23 protein-coding genes are annotated in these 23,621 nt (G+C 70.7%); 13 read left to right on the top strand and 10 right to left on the bottom strand.

All coding sequences use genetic code 11. The features are described 5' to 3' along the window. Positions 1–105: 105 nt before the first annotated feature. The 9 genes from VET29_RS43070 to tpiA all read left to right on the top strand — a co-directional run bounded on the left by VET29_RS43070 (position 106) and on the right by tpiA (position 10,461). Positions 106–597 carry a Rieske (2Fe-2S) protein gene (locus VET29_RS43070; protein ID WP_324933056.1) on the top strand — a complete coding sequence of 164 codons (492 nt, stop codon included), beginning with the start codon at positions 106–108 and terminating at the stop codon, positions 595–597. Positions 598–726: 129 nt separating this feature from the next. Then, a complete protein-coding gene (locus tag VET29_RS43065) occupies positions 727–1,743 on the top strand; it encodes a GDSL-type esterase/lipase family protein (RefSeq protein WP_324933053.1) in 1,017 nt (338 codons plus the stop codon). Positions 1,744–1,944: 201 nt separating this feature from the next. After that, positions 1,945–3,909: an excinuclease ABC subunit UvrC gene (gene uvrC / locus VET29_RS43060; protein WP_324933050.1), complete on the top strand. Its 1,965-nt coding sequence runs from the start codon at positions 1,945–1,947 to the stop codon at positions 3,907–3,909. Then, positions 3,906–4,796, top strand: a complete 891-nt coding sequence (gene rapZ, locus VET29_RS43055; RefSeq protein WP_324933047.1) for an RNase adapter RapZ — start codon at positions 3,906–3,908, stop codon at positions 4,794–4,796. Before uvrC ends, rapZ begins: the two co-directional genes overlap by 4 nt. Then, on the top strand, positions 4,793–5,737 hold the full coding sequence (locus VET29_RS43050) for a uridine diphosphate-N-acetylglucosamine-binding protein YvcK (RefSeq protein ID WP_324933044.1): 945 nt from the start codon (positions 4,793–4,795) through the stop codon (positions 5,735–5,737). Before rapZ ends, VET29_RS43050 begins: the two co-directional genes overlap by 4 nt. A gap of 190 nt (positions 5,738–5,927) precedes the next feature. Further along, a complete protein-coding gene (gene whiA, locus VET29_RS43045) occupies positions 5,928–6,914 on the top strand; it encodes a DNA-binding protein WhiA (protein ID WP_324933039.1) in 987 nt (328 codons plus the stop codon). A 549-nt stretch (positions 6,915–7,463) separates the two neighbouring features. Beyond that, a complete protein-coding gene (gene gap / locus VET29_RS43040; protein ID WP_324933036.1) occupies positions 7,464–8,468 on the top strand; it encodes a type I glyceraldehyde-3-phosphate dehydrogenase in 1,005 nt (334 codons plus the stop codon). Between the two features lie 8 nt (positions 8,469–8,476). Further along, complete coding sequence (locus VET29_RS43035) at positions 8,477–9,679, top strand: phosphoglycerate kinase (protein ID WP_324933033.1); 1,203 nt, start codon at positions 8,477–8,479, stop codon at positions 9,677–9,679. Further along, on the top strand, positions 9,676–10,461 hold the full coding sequence (tpiA, locus tag VET29_RS43030) for a triose-phosphate isomerase (protein ID WP_324933030.1): 786 nt from the start codon (positions 9,676–9,678) through the stop codon (positions 10,459–10,461). Before VET29_RS43035 ends, tpiA begins: the two co-directional genes overlap by 4 nt. A gap of 52 nt (positions 10,462–10,513) precedes the next feature. On the opposite strand, the gene VET29_RS43025 is transcribed toward tpiA, so the two are convergent. Then, the gene (locus VET29_RS43025; RefSeq protein ID WP_324933028.1) at positions 10,514–11,563 is read right to left on the bottom strand and encodes a hypothetical protein; all 1,050 of its coding nucleotides are present in this window, start codon (positions 11,561–11,563) and stop codon (positions 10,514–10,516) included. A 206-nt stretch (positions 11,564–11,769) separates the two neighbouring features. Between VET29_RS43025 and VET29_RS43020 the strand changes: the two genes are divergently transcribed. After that, positions 11,770–12,786 carry an NB-ARC domain-containing protein gene (locus tag VET29_RS43020; protein ID WP_324933026.1) on the top strand — a complete coding sequence of 339 codons (1,017 nt, stop codon included), beginning with the start codon at positions 11,770–11,772 and terminating at the stop codon, positions 12,784–12,786. On the opposite strand, the gene VET29_RS43015 is transcribed toward VET29_RS43020, so the two are convergent. Continuing rightward, complete coding sequence (locus VET29_RS43015; protein WP_324933023.1) at positions 12,767–13,894, bottom strand: beta-1,3-glucanase family protein; 1,128 nt, start codon at positions 13,892–13,894, stop codon at positions 12,767–12,769. The two genes, VET29_RS43020 and VET29_RS43015, sit on opposite strands and share 20 nt — an antisense overlap. A gap of 204 nt (positions 13,895–14,098) precedes the next feature. Between VET29_RS43015 and secG the strand changes: the two genes are divergently transcribed. Next, complete coding sequence (secG, locus tag VET29_RS43010) at positions 14,099–14,332, top strand: preprotein translocase subunit SecG (RefSeq protein ID WP_075123544.1); 234 nt, start codon at positions 14,099–14,101, stop codon at positions 14,330–14,332. A gap of 75 nt (positions 14,333–14,407) precedes the next feature. Then, the gene (locus VET29_RS43005; protein WP_324933017.1) at positions 14,408–14,749 is read left to right on the top strand and encodes an RNA polymerase-binding protein RbpA; all 342 of its coding nucleotides are present in this window, start codon (positions 14,408–14,410) and stop codon (positions 14,747–14,749) included. A 52-nt stretch (positions 14,750–14,801) separates the two neighbouring features. Here VET29_RS43005 and VET29_RS43000 read toward each other — a convergent pair whose 3' ends face one another. After that, positions 14,802–15,923: a histidine kinase gene (locus VET29_RS43000; RefSeq protein WP_324933014.1), complete on the bottom strand. Its 1,122-nt coding sequence runs from the start codon at positions 15,921–15,923 to the stop codon at positions 14,802–14,804. A gap of 559 nt (positions 15,924–16,482) precedes the next feature. Here VET29_RS43000 and VET29_RS42995 point away from each other — a divergent pair. Then, positions 16,483–16,980 (top strand): DUF4383 domain-containing protein, encoded by a 498-nt coding sequence (locus VET29_RS42995; RefSeq protein WP_324933012.1) that lies wholly within the window; start codon positions 16,483–16,485, stop codon positions 16,978–16,980. A gap of 12 nt (positions 16,981–16,992) precedes the next feature. Here the strand turns inward: VET29_RS42995 and VET29_RS42990 are convergent, their stop codons facing one another. From VET29_RS42990 to VET29_RS42960, 7 genes are all read right to left on the bottom strand, one after another. Continuing rightward, a complete protein-coding gene (locus tag VET29_RS42990; protein WP_324933009.1) occupies positions 16,993–17,409 on the bottom strand; it encodes an STAS domain-containing protein in 417 nt (138 codons plus the stop codon). Between the two features lie 166 nt (positions 17,410–17,575). Beyond that, entirely contained in the window at positions 17,576–18,160 is a 585-nt protein-coding gene (locus VET29_RS42985) for an NADPH-dependent F420 reductase (protein ID WP_324933006.1), read from the bottom strand. A 14-nt stretch (positions 18,161–18,174) separates the two neighbouring features. Next, the gene (locus tag VET29_RS42980) at positions 18,175–18,468 is read right to left on the bottom strand and encodes a DUF2795 domain-containing protein (protein WP_324933003.1); all 294 of its coding nucleotides are present in this window, start codon (positions 18,466–18,468) and stop codon (positions 18,175–18,177) included. A gap of 63 nt (positions 18,469–18,531) precedes the next feature. Then, positions 18,532–19,251, bottom strand: a complete 720-nt coding sequence (pgl, locus tag VET29_RS42975) for a 6-phosphogluconolactonase (RefSeq protein ID WP_324932999.1) — start codon at positions 19,249–19,251, stop codon at positions 18,532–18,534. A 174-nt stretch (positions 19,252–19,425) separates the two neighbouring features. Then, positions 19,426–20,412, bottom strand: a complete 987-nt coding sequence (gene opcA / locus VET29_RS42970) for a glucose-6-phosphate dehydrogenase assembly protein OpcA (RefSeq protein ID WP_324932996.1) — start codon at positions 20,410–20,412, stop codon at positions 19,426–19,428. A 37-nt stretch (positions 20,413–20,449) separates the two neighbouring features. Continuing rightward, entirely contained in the window at positions 20,450–21,982 is a 1,533-nt protein-coding gene (gene zwf / locus VET29_RS42965) for a glucose-6-phosphate dehydrogenase (protein ID WP_324932993.1), read from the bottom strand. Further along, a complete protein-coding gene (locus VET29_RS42960) occupies positions 21,979–23,562 on the bottom strand; it encodes a glucose-6-phosphate isomerase (protein ID WP_324932990.1) in 1,584 nt (527 codons plus the stop codon). The genes zwf and VET29_RS42960 overlap by 4 nt, the downstream gene beginning before the upstream one ends. Positions 23,563–23,621 lie beyond the last annotated feature (59 nt).

Here is a 23,621-nt window from a genome sequence, read left to right as displayed (position 1 = left end):
CGGCGCTTTCTCCATCATTCGGGTGAATGGCGCTGAACCATTCGGGTTGCGGGTGCGTAAGGCCCGTTGTTCCCTTTCAATGCCGACACACCTCGGAGGCCCGGCTTGACTGCTGTCGAACCCACCACGCCCACGAACACCCCCACGACCGCCGCCCGGTCGCGCCGCGATGTCCTGTGTGGCCTGATGGTCGCGCTCGTCGCGCCGGGGGCACTGGTCGCCGCCTGCTCGGACAGCTCGGACAGCTCGAACGGCGGCACCACGAACGGCAACACCGGCGCCCCGACCAGCGGCGGCACGTCGTCCTCCGGTCTGACCGCGCTCGACAAGGTGCCCGACGGCGGCGGCCTCGTGGTCGCCAACCCCGACGGCGGCATGATCCTCGTCGTGCGCACCGGCAGCGAGGTCAAGGCGTACAACGCCGCCTGCACGCACATGGGGACGACCGTCGCCGCGCCCGTCGACGGCGTCTCGACCTGCCCGAACCACGGCAGCCAGTTCTCCGCCGCGGACGGCTCGGTCAAGAAGGGCCCCGCCACCAAGGCCCTGGCAGCGATCAACGTCAAGGTCGACGGCGACCAGGTCGTCCTGGCCTGAGCCCCGGGGGTCGGGGGACTCCCCGGGCAAACGTGAAACCCGTTCGGCTTATAGCCAGCCGGGTGACCGCTGATTATGGTGAACTCCGCCGTAACCAGCGGTAATCACGTTTGCTCGGGGAGTCAGGCCATGCGATCAACGACGATCGGTTTACTCACAGCCGCGTTACTCTCGGTCGGTCTCGTCACCGCCACACCGGCGACCGCAGACGACCGGCCGACCGCCATCGTGTCCCTCGGGGACAGCGCGATCTCCGGCGAGGGCGCCGGAAACTACGAACCAGGCACCCGGGGCGAGAACGGCGACTGGTGCCACCGCTCGCTCAACGCCCTCGTCCACAGGACCGCCGTCGCCAGCAGGACCGTCAACCTGGCATGCTCCGGCGCCGACTCGGCGAACGTGTCCCTCGCCGACACGAGTCACTACACGGAAGGGTCGCAGGCCCGTCGCCTGATCGGGGTCGCTCAGCAGTACCGCGTCACGACGGTCATCGTCCAGATCGGCGCCAACGACGAGCCCGCGTTCGCCGACACGCTCCTGGGCTGCATCGGCGAGTGGTTCAACCCGTTCAGCTCCGGTTGCCGGTCGTACCTGCGGACACAGTGGCCGCAGCGCCTGGCCGCCATGGCGCCGAGGGTCGAACGGGCCCTCGCCGACGTCAGGTCCGCGATGTCCCAGGCCGGCTACGCGAACGGCTCCTACAACCTGGTCCTGACCTCCTACGCCTCCCCGCTGACCGAGCGCATGGACTCGGTCCTCCACGGCCCGCAGGGCTGCCCGTTCAAGCTGGCCGACGCGGGATACGGCCGTACCGAGGCGGTCCCGCAGTTCGCCGAGGCGTTGCGTGGCGTCGCGACCCGCAGCGGCGCGAAGTTCCTGGACTTCTCGCGGGCGACGGAGGGCCACGAGGCCTGTAGCGGTTACGGCAACCCCGCCACCGAGTGGCAGAACCGGGTCACGGTCGACCCGTGGGCGTGGGTCACCGGCGGCCTCGACGCCATCGGCATCCACATGGCCCAGGAGTCGTTCCACCCCAACGCGAAGGGTCACGCACAGCTGGGCAGGTGCGTGACGGAGTTCGTCAGCTCGGGCCGCGGTTCGGCCCAGTGCCTGATCGGCTCGGACGGAAATCTCCACGCCGTCTAGCCGGATCCCGGGATGGCGATGAAGGGCGCCTTTGTGCGCGGGAGGCGTCCTTCATCGCATCCGCTCTCGACACGCCGGAGTCGGTTTCCGCCACTGGCGTGCGGAAACCGTTGGCTCACCCGGCAAAGTCCCGGCCACGGCCGGCGCGGCTTGGTGGCGGGGGTGACGGCCGCTGTCGGTGGTCGGCCGTAGGCTTGTCGGGTGGCTGATCCGTCGACCTACCGACCGGCGCCGGGCACGATTCCCGAGGCGCCCGGGGTCTACAAGTTCCGTGAACCCGGTGGGCGGGTCATCTACGTCGGCAAGGCGAAGTCCCTGCGCAGCCGGCTCAACTCCTACTTCGCCGACGTCGCGATGCTGCACCCGCGCACGCGGCAGATGGTCACCACGGCCGCCAACGTCGAGTGGACGGTCGTCGCCACCGAGGTCGAGGCGCTCCAGCTCGAGTACAACTGGATCAAGGAGTTCGATCCCCGCTTCAACGTCCGCTACCGGGACGACAAGTCCTACCCGGTCCTCGCGGTCACGCTGAACGAGGAGTACCCGCGGCTGCACGTCTACCGGGGGCCGCGGCGCAAGGGCGTCCGCTACTTCGGGCCCTACGCGCACGCCTGGGCCATCCGCGAGACGCTCGACCTGCTGCTGCGGGTGTTCCCGGCGCGGACCTGCTCCAACGGGGTCTTCAAACGGCACGGGCAGATCGGGCGGCCGTGCCTGCTCGGCTACATCGGCAAGTGCTCGGCGCCGTGCGTCGGCAGGGTCAGCGCCGACGAGCACCGGGACATCGTCGAGAACTTCTGCGACTTCCTCGCCGGCCGGACCGACCACATGATGCGGCGGCTCGAGAAGGAGATGAACGCCGCCTCCGCCGAGCTGGAGTTCGAGCGCGCCGCACGCCTGCGCGACGACCTCGCCGCCATGCGCCGGGCCATGGAGAAGCAGGCCGTCGTCCTCGGCGACGGGACCGACGCCGACGTCGTCGCCTTCGCGCACGACGAGCTCCAGGCCGCTGTCCAGGTGTTCCATGTCCGCGGCGGCCGCGTCCGGGGCCAGCGTGGCTGGGTCGTCGACAAGATCGAGGAGATGGACGAGGCCGGCCTGGTCGACCAGTTCCTGATCCAGTTCTACGGCGACCAGGCGGAGCTGGTCGAGGAGGGCGACCTCAGCCCGGTGCCCCGCGAGGTGCTGGTCCCCGCCCTGCCCGAGGACGCCGACGCCATGGCGGACCTGCTGTCGGAGCTGCGTGGCTCCCGCGTCCAGGTCCGCATCCCCCAACGCGGCGACAAGCGTGCGCTCATGGAGACCCTCGAACGCAACGCCAGGGACGCGTTCCAGCAGCACAAGCTCCGCCGCGCCGGCGACCTGACCGCCCGTTCGGCCGCGCTCCAGGAGCTGCAGGACTCGCTCGGGCTGGACACCGCGCCGCTGCGGATCGAGTGCATCGACATCAGCCACATCCAGGGCAGCGACGTGGTCGCGTCGCTGGTGGTGTTCGAGGACGCGCTGCCGCGCAAGTCCGAGTACCGCCGGTTCGCGATCAAGGAGGCGGCCACCGAGGGCGACGTCGCGTCGATCGCGGAGGTGGTGCGACGGCGCTTCCACCGGTACCTCCAGGAGACCGGCGAGGAGCCGCGCGCGGGCATCGACCCGGAGACCGGGCGACCCAAGAAGTTCGCGTACCCGCCGAACCTGCTGGTCGTCGACGGCGCCGGCCCACAGGCCAACGCGGCCGCGGACGTGCTGGCCGAGATGGGCATCCAGGACGTGGCGGTCATCGGCCTGGCCAAGCGGCTGGAGGAGGTCTGGCTGCCCGCCGACCCGGAGCCGACCATCCTCTCCCGCACCAGCGAGGGCCTCTACCTGCTGCAACGGGTCCGTGACGAGGCGCACCGGTTCGCCATCGCCTACCATCGGCAGAAGCGTTCCAAGCGGATGACCACCTCGGCACTGGACGGCATCCCCGGTCTCGGCCAGAGCCGCAAGGCCGCCTTGCTCAAGCACTTCGGTTCGCTCAAACGGTTACGCCAGGCCTCTGTCGACGACATCAGCGGTGTACCTGGCATCGGCGCGCACACCGCGGCACTGGTACACAGTGCCTTGGTAGCCGAGACCAACGTGGAGAGCACCATGACCAACACCCTGAACTCCGGAGAGGCCGAACAGTGACCGAGACGCCTGAGGACCACGCGCAGGGCGTGGAGGTCGCGGTGGTGACCGGCCTGTCCGGCGCCGGGCGGAGCACTGCCGCCAAGTGCCTGGAGGACCTCGGCTGGTTCGTCGTGGACAACCTGCCGCCCGAGCTGATCTCCACGATGGTGGAGCTGGGCGCGAAGGCGCAGGGCGCGGTGACCAAGGTGGCCGTGGTGATGGACGTGCGCAGCCGCGCGTTCACCGACGACCTCGCCTCGATCATCCGCGAGCTGGACGCCAGCGGGTACAAGCCGCGCGTGCTGTTCCTGGAGGCCACCGACGACGTGCTGGTCCGCCGGTTCGAGCAGGTCCGGCGCGGCCACCCGATGCAGGGCGACGGGCGGCTGATCGACGGCATCAAGGCCGAGCGCGACCTGCTCGGCCCGCTCCGCGAGGACGCCGACCTGGTGCTGGACACCTCGACGCTGTCCGTGCACCAGCTGCGCGCCAAGATCGAGGACGCGTTCGGCTCCGACACGGCCACGTCGACCAAGGTCACCGTGCTGTCGTTCGGGTACAAGTACGGCATCCCGATGGACGCCGACCTGGTGATGGACGTGCGGTTCCTGCCCAACCCGTTCTGGATCCCGGAGCTGAAGGACCTGACCGGCAAGGACTCGGACGTGCGGAACTACGTGCTCACGCAGGAGGGCGCGGAGGAGTTCCTGGACCGCTACCACGAGCTGCTGCGGCTGATCGGCGCCGGCTACCGGCGGGAGGGCAAGCGCTACCTGACCCTCGCGATCGGCTGTACCGGCGGCAAGCACCGGAGCGTGGCGATCTCGGAGGAGCTGTCCCGGCGGCTCTCGGACGAGGATCGGATGACCGTGAAGGTGGTGCACCGGGACCTGGGGCGCGAGTGAGAGCCGTCGCGCTCGGGGGAGGGCACGGACTTCAGGCGACACTGGGCGCGTTGCGGCGGCTGACACCGGACGTGACCGCCGTGGTGACGGTCGCCGACGACGGGGGCTCGTCCGGCCGGCTGCGTCGTGAGCTGGGGCTGTTGCCGCCGGGCGACCTGCGCAAGGCGCTGGCCGCACTCGCCGGCGACGGCGACGACAACTCGCTGTGGGCGACGGTGTTCCAGCACCGCTTCGGCGGCACCGGGGCGCTGGCCGGGCACGCGGTGGGCAACCTCGTGCTGGCCGCGCTGCTGGAGATCCTGGGGGATCCGGTCGCCGCGCTGGCCGAGGCCGCGCGCCTGCTGGGGCTGACGGGGCGTGTGCTGCCGATGTGCACCGAACCGCTGGACATCGAGGCGGACGTGGTGGGCCTGGACGAGGACCCGGCCGCGGTGCGGCGGATCCGGGGCCAGGTGGCGGTCGCGACGACGCCCGGTCAGGTCCAGCGGATCCGGCTGCACACGATGGGCAGGCCGGAGGAGGTGCCGAAGGCGTGCGAGGCCGCGGTCCAGGCCGTGCTCGACGCGGACGTGGTGCTGCTCGGGCCGGGGTCGTGGTTCACCAGCGTGCTGCCGCACCTGCTGGTGCCGGAGCTGCACGAGGCGCTGATCGACACCACGGCGTCCCGCATGGTGGTACTGAACCTGGTCCCTCAGCCGGGGGAGACCGCAGGCTTCTCCCCGGAGCGCCATCTCGACGTACTCTGCGAACACGCCCCACGGCTCCGGGTCGACGCGGTCATCGCCGATGCCGACTCGGTGTCGACGCCGGACCGCCTGCGCACCGCGGCGGAGTCTCTGGGCGCCCGGCTGCGGCTGGACGCGATCGCCGCGCCCGGTGGGCGGGAACGGCACGACCCGGCCGCGCTGGCGGAGAGCCTCCGGGGCGCGTTGGCGGGGTGACCCGGCGAGTGTGGAGTAGTGACGGGTGGAACGCGCGGCGGGCGTTCGACGAGGGTCCATAGCAGAGCCTTCCGGGCAGTTCTGCGGGTATGAGCGGGCGCGTGTCGGGAGTTGATGGTGGGATGTACGCCTGCGTGGGAGGCGTGTCCCCTGGGGAGGGAGCACGCGTGGTGGGAGAGGAGCTGTCATCGTGGCGATGACCGCGGCGGTCAAGGACGAGCTGAGCCGGTTGGCCGTCTCGAAGACGTGTTGTCGGCGCTCGGAGGTGTCGTCACTACTGAGGTTCGCGGGCGGGTTGCACATCGTCGGCGGCCGGGTGGTCGTCGAGGCGGAGCTGGACACGGGTGCGGCCGCGCGACGGCTGCGCAAGGAGATCCACGACCTGTACGGGCACAACGCGGACATCCACATGCTGGCGTCCGGGGGGCTGCGCAAGGGCACCCGGTACGTCGTGCGGGTCGTGAAGGACGGTGAGGGGCTCGCGCGCCAGACCGGTCTGCTCGACCAGCGGGGCCGTCCCGTGCGGGGGCTGCCGGCGGCGGTGGTGTCCGGGGGAGTGTGCGACGCGGAGGCCGCCTGGCGGGGGGCGTTCCTGGCACACGGGTCGCTGACCGAACCGGGCCGCTCGTCCGCGCTGGAGATCACGTGTCCCGGTCCGGAGGCCGCGTTGGCGCTGGTGGGGGCCGCGCGGCGGATGGGCATCCAGGCGAAGTCCCGTGAGGTCCGCGGCGCCGACCGCGTGGTCGTCCGCGACGGCGACGCCATCGGCGCGATGCTGACCCGCCTCGGCGCGCACACGTCGGTCCTGGCGTGGGAGGAGCGGCGCATGCGCCGCGAGGTCCGCGCGACGGCCAACCGCCTCGCCAACTTCGACGACGCCAACCTGCGCCGCTCGGCCCGCGCGGCGGTCGCGGCGGCGGCCCGGGTCCAGCGTGCGATGGAGATCCTGGGCCCGACGGCCCCCGACCACCTGAGCGCGGCGGGCAAGCTGCGCCTGTCCAACCGCCAGGCGTCCCTGGAGGAGCTCGGCCAGCTGTCCGACCCGCCGATGACCAAGGACGCCGTCGCCGGCCGCATCCGCCGCCTACTGGCAATGGCCGACAAGCGCGCAAAGGAACTGGGCCTCCCGGACACCGAGTCCGCCGTGACCCCAGAAATGCTGGAAGCCGAGGTCTAACCCCCACAACCCCCACGCTCACCCATCGCGAGTCCCGCGTTCACACACCGCGAGTCGCGCGTTCACACACGGCGAGTCCCGCGTTCGCACACGGCGAGTCGCGCGTTCGCACACACTGAGTCGCGGTTCCGTGCAGGTCGTGTTCTCGGTCACCTGCATGAAAACGCAACTCGGTATGTCTGAACGCGGGACTCGGTATGTGTGAACGCGGGACTCGCGATGGTGATGTGCGTGTGCAGGGGCCGCCTGACTGACCCCCACGCAGTCAGGCGGCCCCTGCTTCTCCCCGGGTGCCGCACCCCCCTCGGTGACGGGCCATCCCCCGCCCCGTCACCGCTCCCAGCGCCCCCCTGCACAAGGACAAGAGTCGGTGCCTCCAACCCAGATACAGGGCCGGTCGGAAAAATCCCGCGAACCACTTCCGGCCCGCGTGAACGGCGCCCAACTGATTCGATACAGTTAAGTCGCCCCCACCCCTGCGACCAGGCAAACTCCAGGTACTAGGGTGAGTTGGGCCCTCAAGGAATCACGAGCATGAGGAGACGCACGGTGACGGTTCGAGTAGGCGTCAACGGCTTCGGCCGGATCGGCCGCAACTTCTGGCGCGCTGCGGCGGCCAGCAAGCACGACATCGAGATCGTGGCGTTCAACGACCTCGGCGATGTGGCGACCATGGCTCACCTGCTGAAGTACGACAGCGTCCTCGGCCGCCTGCCGTACGAGGTGAAGGCGACCGACGAGGGTATCGAGGTCGACGGCAAGGTCATCAAGGCGTTCGCCGAGCGCGACCCGGGCAAGCTGCCCTGGAAGGACCTGGGCGTCGACGTCGTCATCGAGTCGACCGGCTTCTTCACCAAGGGTGACGACGCGCGCAAGCACGTCGACGAGGGTGGCGCCAAGAAGGTCATCATCTCCGCGCCGGCCAAGGGTGAGGACCTCACCGTGGTGATCGGCGCCAACGAGCACCTGTACGACGGCTCGCAGACGATCATCTCCAACGCGTCCTGCACCACCAACTGCCTGGCCCCGCTGGCCAAGGTCCTCCACGATGCCTTCACCATCGAAAAGGGCCTGATGACCACGATCCACGCGTACACGCAGGACCAGAACCTGCAGGACGGCCCGCACAAGGACCTCCGCCGCGCCCGGGCCGCCGCGCTGAACGTCGTCCCGACCTCCACGGGCGCCGCCAAGGCCATCGGTCTGGTGCTGCCGGAGCTCAACGGCAAGCTCGACGGCTACTCGCTGCGTGTCCCGGTGCCGACCGGCTCGATCACCGACCTGACGGTGGACCTCGCGCGCGACGTCACGGTCGACGAGGTCAACGCCGCCTACCGCACCGCGGCCGACGGCCCGCTGAACGGCATCCTGCGCTACAGCACGGACCCGATCGTGTCCTCGGACATCGTGACCGACCCGGCGTCGTGCATCTACGACGCGCCGATCACCAAGGTCATCGGCAACCAGGTCAAGGTCTACGGCTGGTACGACAACGAGTGGGGCTACTCCAACCGCCTCGCGGACCTCACCGCGCTCGTCGCCTCGAAGCTCTGAGGAAACGCATGAAGACGCTCGACGATCTGCTCGCCGAGGGTGTGTCCGGTCGGCGCGTGCTGGTGCGTGCCGACCTGAACGTGCCGCTCGACGGCCAGACGATCACCGACGACGGCCGCATCCGCGCGTCGGTGCCGACGATCAGCAGCCTGACCGGTGCCGGCGCGCGTGTCGTGCTGGCCGCGCACCTCGGCCGGCCGAAGGGTGCGCCGGAGGAGAAGTACTCGCTCAAGCCCGTCGCCGCGCGGCTGAACGAGTTGGTCGACGCGACGGTCACGCTCGCGTCCGACACCGTCGGCGACTCCGCGAAGTCCACTGTGGACGGACTGGCGGACGGCGAGGTCGCGCTGCTGGAGAACATCCGCTTCGACCCGCGCGAGACGAGCAAGGACGAGGCGGAGCGGGCCGCGCTGGCCGGCGACCTCGCGGCGCTCGTCGGCGAGGGCGGCGCGTTCGTGTCCGACGGTTTCGGTGTGGTGCACCGCAAGCAGGCCTCGGTGTTCGACGTGGCCCGGCTGCTGCCCGCCTATGCGGGCGGGCTCGTGCTGGCCGAGGTCGAGGTGCTGCGCAAGCTGACCGGCTCGCCGGAACGGCCGTACGTCGTGGTGCTCGGCGGTTCCAAGGTGTCGGACAAGCTGGCGGTCATCGAGTCGCTGCTGCCGAAGGTCGACCGGCTGCTCGTCGGTGGCGGCATGTGCTTCACCTTCCTTGCCGCGCAGGGACACGAGGTGGGCAAGTCGCTGCTCGAGACCGAGATGATCGAGACCTGCAAGCGGCTGCTCGGCGAGGCGGGGAACAAGATCCTGCTGCCGAAGGACGTCGTGATCGCCGACGCGTTCTCGGCGGTCGCGGCGACGGAGACCGTGCCGGTCAACGAGATCCGCGAGGGCTGGCTGGGCCTGGACATCGGCCCGGAGGCGTCGGCCAGGTACGGCACCGTGCTGTCCAACGCGGCGACCATCTTCTGGAACGGCCCCATGGGCGTGTTCGAGCTGGCGCCGTTCGCCGAGGGCACTCGCGTGGTCGCACAGGCCATTGTGGACTCGCGGGGCTACAGCGTGGTGGGCGGTGGCGACTCGGCAGCGGCCGTGCGTGCGCTGGGCCTGCCGGAGGACGGCTTCTCGCACATCTCGACCGGCGGCGGCGCGTCGCTGGAGTTCCTGGAAGGCAAGGAACTTCCGGGCGTCGCGGTACTGGAGGACGCATCGTGAGCCGTCAGGTGTTCATCGCCGGCAACTGGAAGATGAACCTCAACCACCTCGAGGCCATCGCGCTGGTCCAGAAGATCGCGTTCTCCCTGCCGGAGAAGTACTTCGCCAAGGTCGAGGTCGCGGTCCTGCCGCCGTTCGTCGACATCCGCAGCATCCAGACCCTGGTCGACGGCGACAAGCTGAAGCTGAAGTACGGCGCGCAGGACGTGTCCCGCTACGACTCGGGCGCGTACACCGGCGAGATCTCCGCGCCGATGCTGGCGAAGCTGGGCTGCTCGTACGTGACCGTCGGCCACTCCGAGCGGCGGGAGTACCACGAGGAGACCGACGAACTGGTCAACACCAAGGTGAAGGCCGCGCTGAAGCACGAGATCTCGCCGATCCTGTGCATCGGCGAGAAGCTGGACGTCCGCGAGGCCGGCAACGCGGTCGAGCACACGACCGACCAGCTGATCGCCGGCCTGAAGGGCCTGAAGACCGACCTGGTGTCGAAGGTCACCGTGGCCTACGAGCCCGTGTGGGCCATCGGCACCGGCCGCGTGGCGACCCCGGCCGACGCGCAGGAGGTCTGCGGCGCCATCCGGGCCAAGCTGGCGGAGAAGTACGGCCAGGAGATCGCCGAAACCGTGCGCATCCTCTACGGCGGCTCGGTGAAGTCCGGCAACATCGGCGAACTGGTGAAGCAGGACGACATCGACGGCGCACTGGTGGGCGGCGCGAGCCTGGACGCGGAGGAGTTCACGAAGCTCTGCGCCCTCGCGGCCGGCGGCCCACTGCCGTGAAGCCCCCGTCGGCCCCCGGCACCGTCGCGGTGCCGGGGGCCGACGAGTGGGGCTAGAACGCCGGGAAGATGGTCAGGGTGATGAACGAGTCCTTGGTCGTCGTGTCGGGCTCGAACGGGTTGGCGGCGACGAACACGATGTCGCCGAACGCCACGTACGGCAGGTAGGGCAGCAGCCCGCCGTTGTCGTAGACGAGCCACTGGTCGTAGGGCAGGAGCAGGTCCGTCGTCGGGAAGCCGTTGAGCGGGTACTGGAAGGCGCCCGCGTCGGCGACGAACGCGCAGCCGGCGAACGGGTCGGTGGTCGCGTTGACGTACCGCGCGTCGAGGTAGACCAGGTCGAAGCTGGTCAGGAACACCGGGTCGTCGTTCTGGAGCGGGCAGTTGGCCAGTACGCCGTGGCCCGTCGCCGCGCCCGGCCTCGCCTCCCGATAGCCCGCCGGCACCGTGAACAGGCTCGCGGCCGGCGCCACACCGGCCTTGATGTTGGTGTAGGTCTGGGTGTTGGTCGCACCGGACTCGTCCACCACCGTTGTCCGTACCGGCAGCTGCACGTCGGTGGACAGCCAGAGCGTGACGTCCTTCGTCCGCACCGGCAGGTCGCGTTGGGCCGGCAGTGTGACCGTGTACTGGCGACCCTGGGCCGCAACCCCGGACACCGTCGCGGTACCCAGCGACCGTGGCGTCGACGTGATCTTCTGGTCGCCGGTCGCGTTCCGGTCCGCGGCGTCCGCGGATGGCTTCTTCCCCGTCGACCGCTGGAAGGTGTGCGACGCGAGGTCCAGCACCACGGTGGTCCGGGCGGTGGGGTCGTAGATCGTCACCGTGCCGCCGACTTCGGTGCGCGTTCTGCCCTTGGCGTCGCGGTACAGGTGCTGGGACTCCTGTTCGGTCTGCCGCTGTCCCGCGGCGTCGACCGTCGTACTGCTGATCCGCAGGTCGGCGCTCAACGGCACCACCGAGGCGGCGCCGTCGCTTGACCGGCCCAGCCGGTCCTGCTGGTTCGCCAGTGCGGGTGTGGCGGTCGCGAGCACCGCGACCAGTGTTGCTCCCGAGGCGACCGCGAGCGCCCGCCTCGTCCTGCTGAACTGCCTGACATTCATTGGCTTTTCCTTGTCCTACATCGGTTCCCTTCGCCCCGCGGTCTCGACGCGGGTCGGGAGAAGCGTCGGGGAAACGGTCGGGGCCGCGCCCGGGATGTCGGACCGGGTCGGACCGGGTCGGACAAGGCCGGACAGCCGCCGGACGGCGGTTTCTCGCCGCCGCGCGCGCCGGTAACGTGCTGGCTGGCCCGGGGCGGGAGGGCAGCGTGGTCCAGGTGTGGGACGACCACGGCGGAAACGGCCTGCTCGGCGTGGGGGAGATCGCCACTCTCGCCCACCTGGCGCGGCTCCTGCGGGCACTACGCAGGCGGCACGGCCGAGCGCGCGATGACACCCCGTTGACCTATCGGGAGCTGGCCGTGCGGACCGGTTGGGCACACGGCATCATCGGCGACTACTTCTCCGGCAAGCGGTTGCCGCCGACCGACCGGTTCGACGTGCTGGTCCGGCTGCTCGGTGCGACGCTCGCGGAGCAGGGCGCGTTCGCGACGGCCCGCGACCGCGTGGAGGAGAGCCGCAGGCGGGACCGTTCGTGGACGGTGGCACCGCGGGAGCTGCCCCGCGACGTGGGCATGTTCACCGGCCGGGAGGAACACCTGGCCGAGCTGGACTCGCGGCTGTCCCTCCCGAACCGGGCCGCGGTCACCGTCGTCACCGGCGGACCGGCCGTCGGCAAGACCGCGCTGGCCGTGCACTGGGCGCACCGGGTGGCCGGCCTCTTCCCCGACGGCTGCCTGTTCGGCGACCTCGGCGGCAGCTCCCGCCCGCTCGATCCGGGACAGGCACTGTCCGGTTTCCTGCGCAGCCTCGGGCATGCGCACGAGCACGGCCGGGTGACCGAGCTCGCCGCACGCTTTCGCAGCCTGCTCGCCGGCCGGCGCATGCTCGTGCTGCTGGACGACGCCCACTCCGCCGAGCAGGTCCGGCCGCTGCTGCCCGGCGGCCGGTCCTGCGTCGTGCTGGTGACCAGCCGCGACAGGCTGAGCGGCCTCGTCGCCAGGGACGGCGCCGACCGGATGGAGATCGGCCGGCTCACCGGCGACGAGGCCGGCACGTTGTTCGGCAACCTGGTCGGCGAGCGGGCGAGGGTGGAACCCCGGGTGGTCGCCCGGCTCGTCGACCAGTGCGCTCGGTTGCCGCTGGCCGTGCGGGTGGCGGCCGAACTGGCCGCCAGCCGGCCGGAGGCCTCACTGTCCGAGTTGTTCAGAACGGGGTCAGAGTGAGCGTCAGCCTCGTCGGGGACGGGTCCGAGACATACGGCGCGTGTTCGGCCACGTCGTCGAAGGCGAAGCCGTAGGCCTTGCCGTCGACCGTGTTCTCGTGCATGACGCGGGAGTAGTGGTTGGTCACCGCGCGCCGGTAGTACGTGCCGGCGGCGGCCACCGGCTGCGCACCTGTGTCGGTCAGCACGCCGCGGTTGAAGCCCGCGCCCAACGCCGCCGCCACCGGGCCGGTCACGCCGTCGTTCGGCGCGGCCAGCGAGCCGTCGCAGTACAGGACGTCACGGGTCGACGGCTTCGTGAACGGCCGCACGCCGTTGTCGAACACGAACCGGTCGCCCTGCACCGAGCCGCGGAACGTCCGGTTGCCGGCGGTCACCGTCATCGTGTTCGAGCGGTAGTGGTTCCACACCTCGTCGATCCACGACGCGAAGTAGTCGGCCGCGAACCAGCCCGAGTCGATGCCGTGCCCGGGGGACACCACGCGCAGGTCGCCGCGCACCAGGTTCGCGAACCCGGGCACCGACCGCAGTGCCGAGAACACCGCCGCCCGGCCGCCCTGCCGCAGCTGTCCCGTGGACTGCTGCGACGCCCCGACCAGCGAGACCGCCAGCGGCACCGACAGCATGTCGACCATCGTCGTGTTGCAGTGCATGCCGGCGCCGTCGTAGGTGAACTCGAAGAAGTCGTGCAGCACCGGGTAGTTCGGGTCGACCGTCACCCAGCCGGCCGGGTACGCGAGCGCGTTGCCCGGGTTGGCCCGGAACTTCAGCTTGTCACCCAGCGCGACGTAGACCCGCCCGGACATGCCCTGCGGCAGCGACAACGTCCGCGAGCCGTTGACCGGCAGCGAGTAGTCGGTGTAGCCGTCCGGACCGTTGTCGTTCGTCGACACCGGGACCAGCGCGCCGCCCGCGGACAGGTGGCACTGCCGTCCGGTCGCGAGTTCGGTTCCGACCACGTAGACCCACAGCGGCCCGCGGCCGGACGAGTTGACGATCTCCAGGGACAGTGACGCCAGGCTGGACGCCGCGAGGACCACACGGGCCGTGAGTGGCACTCCGACGGTCGCCGCCGCGAGCCCCCCGAGGAACGAGCGACGAGAGATCATGCGTGTTCTCCTTCCGTGCGTGCCCATGCGAGGGCACCGAGGAGGCCACGCGGATTTGTCCCGCACTGAGTATTGACCAGTTTGTTCCCGAGAGCAACAATCTCTCCGGCGAATACGGGGGCGCTGGGTAACCACCACCCGCCGCCAGGTAACCTGTTGCTTCGACCGTACCGATGCGGTCCCCGGGTCGACAGCGAGGATGAAATGGTTCTTGCCCTGCAGATTGGTCTCATCGTCACCAGCCTGCTGCTTATCCTTTTGGTCCTGCTGCACCGCGGCCGCGGTGGCGGCCTGTCGTCGCTGTTCGGCGGCGGCATGCAGTCGAGCCTGTCCGGCTCGAGCGTCGCCGAGAAGAACCTGGACCGCGCGACGCTGTTCATCGGTGCGATCTGGCTCATCTGTGTCATCGGGCTCGGTCTGCTCATCAAGGTCGCCTGACGGCCCCGTCCACTCCGGGACGCGGGGCAGTTTTCGTTTTTCCGCCTGAACCACCTTGTGGGGGTGTAAGAGTCGATGGCTGGTGGTAGTGCGATTCGAGGTACTCGAGTCGGCGCTGGGCCCATGGGCGAGTCGGAGCGGGGCGAGTCCGCGCCGCGCCGAAGGGTCTCCTACTGGTGTGCCAACGGGCACGAGTCGCGGCCGTCGTTCGCGCTCGACGCCGAGGAGCCGGAGTCGTGGGACTGCCCGCGCTGTGGCCTTCCCGGCGGCAGGGAGCAGCACGAGCCGCCCAAGGCCCCGCGCAACGAGCCCTACAAGACGCACCTCGCGTACGTGAAGGAGCGTCGGTCAGACGCCGACGGCGAGGCTATTCTCGCCGAAGCCCTGGCCAAGCTGCGCAGGCAGCGCGAAGGCTGAGTTCGCGAGAAGGCCGCCGCACGAGGCTTCGTGCGGCGGCCTTCTCGTGCGTTCAGCCCGCCAGGGGATAGGTGGCCGAGACCCGGAAACCGCCCTCCGACGTCGGCCCGGCCGAGAACGTGCCGCCCAGCAACCCGGCGCGTTCCTTCAGGCCGATCAACCCGTGACCGCCGGACGGAAGTACCGGCAGCCGTGCCTTCGCCCGCCCGTTGCGCACCTCGACCACCAGCGTGTCCTGCTCCGCCATCACCACCCGTACCGAGGCCCGCGCGCCCGACGCGTGCTTGCGGACGTTCGTGAGCGCCTCCTGCACCGTCCGGTACACCGCGTGTGACACCGGCCGCGGCAGCCGCGACGGCTCGGCCTCGACGTCCAGCGCGACAGGCACCGCGTCGTCGCGGAAGTTGCGCACCAGGTCGTCCAGCTCGTCGAGGCCCGGCTGGCACTCCTCGGCCGCGTCGCTCGACCGCAGCACGCCGACCAGGTTCCGCAGCTCCTCCAGCGTGCGGGTGGACAGCTCGCGGATCGTGCGGGCCGCCTCGGCGGTGCCGCCGTCCGCGGACACCTGCAGCGCGCCGGCCTGCATGGCGATGAGCGTGACCTGGTGGCTGACCACGTCGTGCATCTCGCGGGCCAGCTCGGCCCGTTCGGCGGCGCGGACGGTCTCGGCCAGCAGCCGCTTCTCCCGCTCCCGGATCGACGCCAGCTCGCGGATGCGCGCGGACAGCTCCTTCCGCGCGCTGATCAGCAGGCCGATCGCCACCGGCATGGCCATGGCGATCACCGCCCAGATCACGTTGAGCAGGTGCTCCTGCCAGCTCAGCGAGGCGAACTCGGACAGCGGCCAGCGGACGTAGCCACAGACGAACACACACAGGCAGCCGACGACCATCCGCCACGACAGCAGCCGGTGCTTCTTCGCGAGCGACCCGAGCGCGATCATCGCGGCGAGCTGCGACCAGCCGGTCAGGTACCCGGGCACGGTCACCAGCACGGCGAGGAACGGCACATGGCGGCGCATGACCATGGCGGCCACCGCGACGCCGGACAGCCAGATCGAGTAGCTCGGGGCGTCCTCCGGGATCACCAGCCACACGTCGAGCACCGCGAGCAGCAGCGCGGCGACGTCGGAGGCGATGCCCCGGGCTCTCGGGCTGCCGCGGAAGAAGGCCACCCACCTGGGCAACAGCCGGGTGGCCAGCCGTGGCGGCCGGGGAAGGATGCGGAGATCGTCGAGACCGACCGCGGGTGGGAACGTGGACGCGACCAGGGCGGCACCTCCAGTCTCGGGGCGGATCTCGCGGTGGCTGTCTGAGCGAGATTCGCTGTGAGTCGTCGTTTCGCTACGGGGTCCCGGCCTGGACGGCATCGAGCTACCGGCGCGTTGGCGCGGCAACTCGGCGCCGGCGGGCGGCGCGTGGTCCTGTCGTGGTGTCGACACAGTTCGGCCCTCCCTCCGGAGTTTTGCTCCGCACACGATGAAGACATGGCAATCGTCCGGACGGGACGAAATGTTTCACATCAATGTGCTGGAGCAAATCACCAGTTGCCGGACTGCGTGGCCGTAACACCTTGGCGTTGATCTTCGGTTAACAACCGGCGCGTCGGATGCGCGTCTACGGGGTACACGGGCAGAGTATGGCGCGCACCACACACCGAGCCGAGTCTGCTTCTGCTCGCGTCTGGGGCGGCCTCAACCGCTTTGGTGAACTGGGTGAGGGGAAGGTATGGGGATGACGAGGAACTGGGCTCGCCGCGAGCCTGGCCAGGTGGCCGCGATGCTGGTCGCCGCGCTGTTCGTGCTGGCCGGAGTGCTCGACGCGGGGCCCGGCCTGCTGGACAACCTCGTCCACCTCGGCTTCGGCGTCGCGGGCCTGGCGCTGGCCGCCACCCCGCGGGGCGCGCACGGCTACCTCATCGGCGGCGCCGTGGTGTACGTGTTGCTGTGGCAGTTCGGCTCGGCGGCGGACCCGGGCATCGTGCCGTTCCACACCGACAACGTGGCCGTGCACGTGGCCCTGGTCCTGAGCATGATCGGCATGGCCATGCTGACCGGCGGCCGCCGCCAGGCCCCGCAGCTGATGCACGACGTCGAGTACCACGTGGTGCCGACCAGGTACGTCCGGCGCCGGGTCGTGCCGAGCCGTCCCCCGGGCCGCGGTGACCGCCGCACCCCGAAGCAGACGGTGGACGCGCCCAAGCCGCTCGCGATCCTGGGCTGCAAGATCTGACCGCCGGGTGACCTACGTGGCCATGGCCCGCATGGCCTCCGACAGGTTCGAGTAGTTCTCGATGCCGTCGATGTTGTCGGTCGCCTTGAGGACCCTGGCCACGGTCAGGCTCGCGATTACCACCGCGAGGCGCTGGCCCGTCGAGCGGGCCGCCTCGGTCGCCTCCAGCAGGGCCTGCACACCGGTGGCCGCGCAGTACGTCACGCCCGTCAGGTCCACGACGACCGCCGGCACCTCGAGCTCGCGGAGGTCGTCCAGCACCAGGACCAGCGTCGGCACCGTGAGGAGGTCCAGCTCGCCGGACAGGCGGCAGACGTACAGCTCGGGGTTGTGCCGGACGATCTTGACCTGGAGCCGCCGGTCGATGATGCGCTGGACGTCGGGCGGTTGAGGGCGCGCAGGTGGAAGACGGTCTGGGTCTTTCCCCATGACGTCTCTCCCGCGCTGTGCCCCGACTGTCCGCAGTACGTCGATCCTAGTCCCGGCGGCCGAGGCGGTCGCCATGAGGGGACGGCCGGTGAGGCCGCGCCGCCCCACCGGCCACGTGTCCGGCAATTGCCACCCCCAAGTGACAAAGAAATGGTTACAGAAAACGTCAGGTAGCCAGGTGCAGCCGGGCACGCAGGTCGCTCGCCGTGAGGTCGGCGGCGTAGACCGGCGTGCCCGGCTGGAACTTGCGGCCGCCGCGGGCGAGGCCTCCCGCGTCGACCGCATCGAAACCGATCTCCTCGACCAGGGCCATCGCGGTCTTCTTGGCCCGGACGTGGTCACCGGAGACCGGGATGCCACGCCGGCCGGCGAACCGGTCGCGGTGGGCGTGGTCCCGCAGGTGCTCCCAGCGGATCGCGTTGAACGCCTTGACCACCTGGGCGCCGAGCAGGTGCGCGGCGACCAGCTCACTGGAGGTGATGCGGTCCTCGTCCAGCTCGCGCATGGGCGGGTCGACGCCGGGGTCGTAGTTGGTCGTGTCGATGACCGGCTTGCCGGCCACCTCCGCTCGCGGCAGTTCCGGGTAGCGGTGGAACGGGATCGCGACCACCACGACGTCGGCGAAGCTGGCGACCGCGCGGACGGTGCGGGCGACGAGCAGGCCGGTCAGCGACACGTCATGCCCGACGATCGCGAAGTGCCTGCTCAGCGTGGTGCCGATGTGGCCGGCGCCGATGATCCCGATGCGCATGGTCTGGTCCTGGTCTAGTCCGGCGCCGCCACCGCGACGACCAACGGCCGGAGCTTGACGCCCATCGGGATGACCACCGGCCGGTACCGCCGCGGCCGCGGCCGCACGTGCTGTGACGCGTTGATCGCCGCCGTCACCTCCTCCGGGTCGGCATAGCGCCGGGGCGGGAGCCGGTGCAGCTTGGCCATGGTCACCGAGTCCGCTCCGTAGACGGCGGCCTGTGCGATGAGCTGCCAGCGGTGGGCTGGGAAAGGCAGGTCGCCGAAGACTTGCTGAACGACCTTCTCGTTGTCCTGGTCCGATGTCACCCGGCCAAGAGTGGCCCTGTCAGTTGCCGGAGACATCGGTCAACTGACGTACCCGGGAACAAATCACCGGGCAGATGCCGCCGACCTGTCGAGAATCCAGAGCGTTTCACGCTGCCCGCGGGCCCCCGCAGCGGGAATGTCCTGCTCAGCGGCACCGGCAAGTGCCGCCGCTACCGCGTCGGCCTTCGCCGCGCCCGTCGTCATCAGCCACACCGCGGCGGCCGTACGGATTCTAGGCAACGTCAGCGAGACACGTGTAGGCGGTGGCTTCGGGCAGTCCCGGACCGCCACGACCGTCCGCGCCGACTCGAGCACGGCGGGGGAGTGCGGGAAGATCGACGCCGTGTGCCCCTCCTCGCCGACGCCAAGCAGGCAGACGTCGAACGTGGGGACGTCCTTCAACAGCACGGCATACGCCTCGGCCGCCGCGTCGGGGTCGTCGCCGAACTCGCCGTCCGACGGCGCCATCGCGTGCACCCGCGCGGGCGCGACCGGCACGTGGTCCAGCAGCGCCGCGCGGGCCTGCGTCTCGTTGCGCTCCGGGTCCCCGGCAGGCAGGAAACGCTCGTCGCCCCAGTAGATGTCCAGCGACGACCAGTCGAGCGCGGCCGACCGCAGCGCGGCCAGCACGGCGCCACCGGTGCGGCCGCCCGTCAGCACGACCGAGGCCGTGCCACGGGCGGCCTGAGCCGACGCCAGCGCCGCGGCCAACCGGTCCGCGGTCGCCGACGCCAGCTCGTCGGCCGTGTCGTAGGTGACTGTCGTAGGGGTCGCTTCGCTCATCCGCTTCACGCGCCTCGCTTTCCGCGTCGTCCTGGACGTGACCGCCTCGCGAGTCCCGCGTTCAAACACCGCGAGTCCCGCGTTCAGACATACCGAGTTGCGTTTCTCCCGAGCACGGAGCCCGTTTCTCACCGGGCGCCGTGCTCGGGAGCCGGCTCCTTCGCTCTCGGGCCGTCAGGTGCCGGCGCCGGCCCTGACCTTCTTCGGCGTCTCGGTCTTCTTGCGGGGTGTGGCGGTCCGGCCGCCGCGGTCGACCTTGTTGAGGGCCTTGAGCGACTCGTCGTAGATCTCGTCCGGGTCCAGCCGCCGCAGCTCCTCGGCGATGCAGTCGCGAACCGCACGCCGGCCGAGCGCGACCCGCCGGTCCGGCTGGTTCGGCTGCGACAGCGTGCCGACCGCGCCGTCCGGCCGGTCGATCTCGATGTTGCCGGACTTGCGCTCCAGCACCACCGACACGATGCCCTGACCGGACTTGGCCTTCACCCGCTTCGCCGGCAGCCGCAGCCGCGAGGACAGCCACGCGGCCAACAGCTCCGCGGACGGCGAGTCGGCCTCGCCGGACACGGTCGCGGCCGTCACCCTCTCGTTCGGCGGCAGGTCCAGCGCGGCGGCGAGCAGCGCCCGCCACAGCGTGAGCCGCGTCCACGCCAGGTCCGTGTCGCCGGGCTCGTAGCCCTTCGCACGCACCTCGAGTGCCTTCGGCGGGTTGCGGTCCGCGGCCGAGTCGGTGATCCGGCGGGTGGCGAGCCGGCCGATCGAGTCCTTCGCCGGCGACGCCGGCGCCTCGAACGGCCACCACGCGACGACCGGCGCGTCCGGCAGCAGCAGCGGGATCACGCACGACGCGCCCTCGGACGAGAGCGGACCGTACAGCCGCAGCACGATCACCTCGCTCGCGCCGGCGTCGCCGCCGACCCGGATCTGCGCGTCCAGCCGCGGCGAGGCCTTCTTCGCGCCCCGCGCCACGACGATCACCCGGCACGGGTGCTCGCGCGAGGCGTAGTTGGCCGCGTCGATGGTGTCCTCGGTCTTCTCGCTGTCGTCGGTCACGATCACCAGCGTCAGCACGCGGCCGATGGTGTTGGCGCCACCCTGTTCGCGCAGGTGCACGAGCTTGCTGTTCACCTGCGACGTCGTGGTGGCGGGAAGGTCGATGATCATGCCGCCTCCGTGCTCAGTGGTTCGCTCGCGAGCTCGTTCACGGGCGCCGCCAGTGACGGCCGGTGCGGGCGAGCATCTCCTCGGCGGAGGTCGGCCCCCACGTGCCGGCCGCGTACGGGTCGGGCCGCCCGTGCGTCGCCCAGTGCTTCAGGATCGGGTCGAGGATCTCCCAGGACAGCTCGACCTCGTCGTTCTTCGGGAACAGCGACGGCTCGCCGAGCAGCACGTCCAGGATCAGCCGCTCGTAGGCCTCCGGCGACGACTCGGTGAACGAGTGGCCGTAGCTGAAGTCCATGCTGACGTCCCGGACCTCCATGGTGGAGCCGGGCACCTTCGAGCCGAACCGCATCGTCACGCCCTCGTCCGGCTGGACCCGGAACACGAGCGCGTTCTGGCCGAGCTCCTCGGTGGAGGAGTCGTCGAACGGCAGGTGCGGCGCCCTCTTGAACACCACGGCGATCTCGGTGACGCGGCGGCCGAGTCGCTTGCCGGTGCGCAGGTAGAACGGCACACCGGCCCAGCGGCGGGTGTCCACCGCCAGCTCGATCGCGGCGTAGGTCTCGGTGATCGAGTCCTTCGCGAAGCCGCCCTCCTGGACCAGGCCGGGCACCTTCTGCCCGCCCTGCCAGCCGCCGGTGTACTGACCGCGTGCGGTCGAGTCCTCGAACGGCCGGACCGGCCGGGTCGCGGCCAGGACCTTGGCCTTCTCCGCACGCACCGACTCGGGGTTGAAGGAGACCGGCTCCTCCATCGCGGTCAGCGCGAGCAGCTGCAGCAGGTGGTTCTGGATGACGTCCCGGGCGGCGCCGATGCCGTCGTAGTAGCCCGCGCGCCCGCCGAGGCCGATGTCCTCGGCCATGGTGATCTGCACGTGGTCCACGTAGTTCGAGTTCCAGATCGGCTCGAACAGCTGGTTGGCGAACCGGATCGCCATGATGTTCTGGACGGTCTCCTTGCCGAGGTAGTGGTCGATGCGGAACACCGACTCCTCGGGGAAGACGTCGTTCACGGTCTTGTTGAGCTGCTTGGCGCTGACGAGGTCGTGGCCGAACGGCTTCTCGATGACCACCCGGCGCCACTCGTCGGCCTTCTGGTCCGCGAGGCCCGTGCGGGACAGCTGCTGGATGACCTTCGTGAACGCGGCGGGCGGGATCGACAGGTAGAACCCGTGGTTGCCGGCCGTGCCCCGCTCGTCGTCGAGCTCCTTGACGCACTTCGCCAGGTTGTCGAAGGCCTGGTCGTCGTCGAAGCTGCCCTGCACGAACCGGCAGCCCTCGGCGAGCCGGTCCCAGACCTCCTGGCGGAACGGCGTGCGCGCGTGTTCCTTCACCGCGTCGTGCACGACCTGCCCGAAGTCCTCGTCCGCCCAGTCGCGCCGCGCGAACCCGACCAAAGAGAAACCGGGTGGCAGCAGCCCCCGGTTCGCCAGGTCGTAGATCGCCGGCATGAGCTTCTTCCTGGACAGGTCACCGGTCACGCCGAAGATCACCAGGCCGCAGGGCCCCGCGATCCTCGGGAGCCGCTTGTCCCGCGCGTCGCGCAGCGGGTTCTGCCAGCTGCGGGTACTCACCTGCCGACCTCCTGAAGAGCCTTGACCAGGTGCGCCAGTCCGGCGGCCCGGTCGGTGAGGTGCAGCCGCAGCACCGGACGCCCGTGTTCGGCCAGCACCTGCCCGTCGCCCAGTGCCTGGGCGAGCTGCAGCGTGCCGAGAGTGTATGGCCGGTCGGGCACCGGCAGGTCGGCTTCGACGGAACCGGTCAGCTGCAGGAACGCGCCGTTCTGGTGGCCGCCCTTGTGGTACTGGCCGGTCGAGTGCAGGAACCGGGGTCCCCAGCCGAAGGTGGTCTGCTTGCCGGTGATCCGGGTGATCTCCGGGCGCAGCACCGTCGCCGACGCGTCGGCGAGCCGGTCGAGGTAGGCCTGCACGGCGATGTAGCCGAAGTCCGGGACGGCGCCGAAGAACGCGCGCAGCGCGTCGGCCAGCGTGTCGCCGACGGCCAGGCCCTCCGGCGCGTGCACCTCCACCGGACCGTCGACGAAGGTCGGTTCGGCCGGCTCGGACTTTGGCGCGTCCAGGAGCGATCGCGCCGCCTTCTTCGCGGCCTCGACGTCCGGCTGGTCGAACGGGTCGATGCCGAGGATCCGGCCGACGAACGCGGTCGCGAACTCCCACAGCAACATCAGCTCGCCGAGGCCGCCCTCGGCGGACAGTCCGCCGCCGACGGCCGGGCCGATCGCGACGGGTGTGGCGTCCGAGCCCGCGTCGGCGAAACCGGGCGCTTCCGGGTTCTCCACGACGACCGGCAGCAGGCCGGTGCCGTTCTTGCCGGTCGACTCGGCGATCAGCTGCTCCACCCAGTCGCCGAACCCCTTGACGCCCGAGCCGGTGTCGGCGAAGACGACCTTCTCCGCGCCGTGCGCGTGTGCCGCGCCGAGCGCGGCGGCCAGCTGGATCGCCGGGTTGTCCGGGCTGTCCGAGGCCAGCTTCGGCGCGATGCCGGCGGCCGAGTCCAGCAGCGCGCCGATGTCCGCGCCGGCGAGTCCCGCCGGAACCAGGCCGAACGCGGTGAGCGCCGAGTAGCGGCCACCCACGTGCGGGTCGGCCGGGAACACCCGCCGGTAGCCCGCCTCCTTCGACGTGGCCTCCAGCGGCGAGCCGGGGTCGGTGACGACGACGATCCGGGACGCGGCGTCGATCCCGCTGTCGGTGAACGCCTTCTCGAAGATCCGGCGGTGGCTGTCGGTCTCCACGGTCGACCCGGACTTGGACGACACCACGATGACCGTCCGCGAGAGGTCACCCTCCAACGCGTCGGCCACCTGGCCCGGATCGGTGGTGTCGAGCACCACCAGGGGCACGCCCGCGGTGTTGGTGATCACCTCGGGCGCGAGCGACGAGCCGCCCATACCCGCGAGGACCACCCGGTCGACGCCCTCGCCGTGCAGTTCGGACCGCAGCGCCTCGATCTCGCCACGCAGCGGCCGGGAGGTCTCGTGCAGTGTCGTCCACGCCAGGCGGATGGACGCCTCGGACTCCGCGTCCGGCCCCCACAGCGTGGCGTCGCCGGCGGCGAGCTTGCTGGCGACCTGGTCGGTCACCAGCTGCTCGACGAGGGCGGCGGCCTCCGCCGCCCTTGCCTCTTCGGTCATGGCCGCGCCCCGCCCTCTCCTCGCAGGCTCCGCGAGGGCGGTCGACCCCCATGCGTCCG

This window comes from Actinophytocola sp. (genome assembly GCF_035634895.1).
GTDB lineage: Bacteria > Actinomycetota > Actinomycetes > Mycobacteriales > Pseudonocardiaceae > Actinophytocola.
This window is presented reverse-complemented; position numbering and strand designations above follow the sequence as displayed.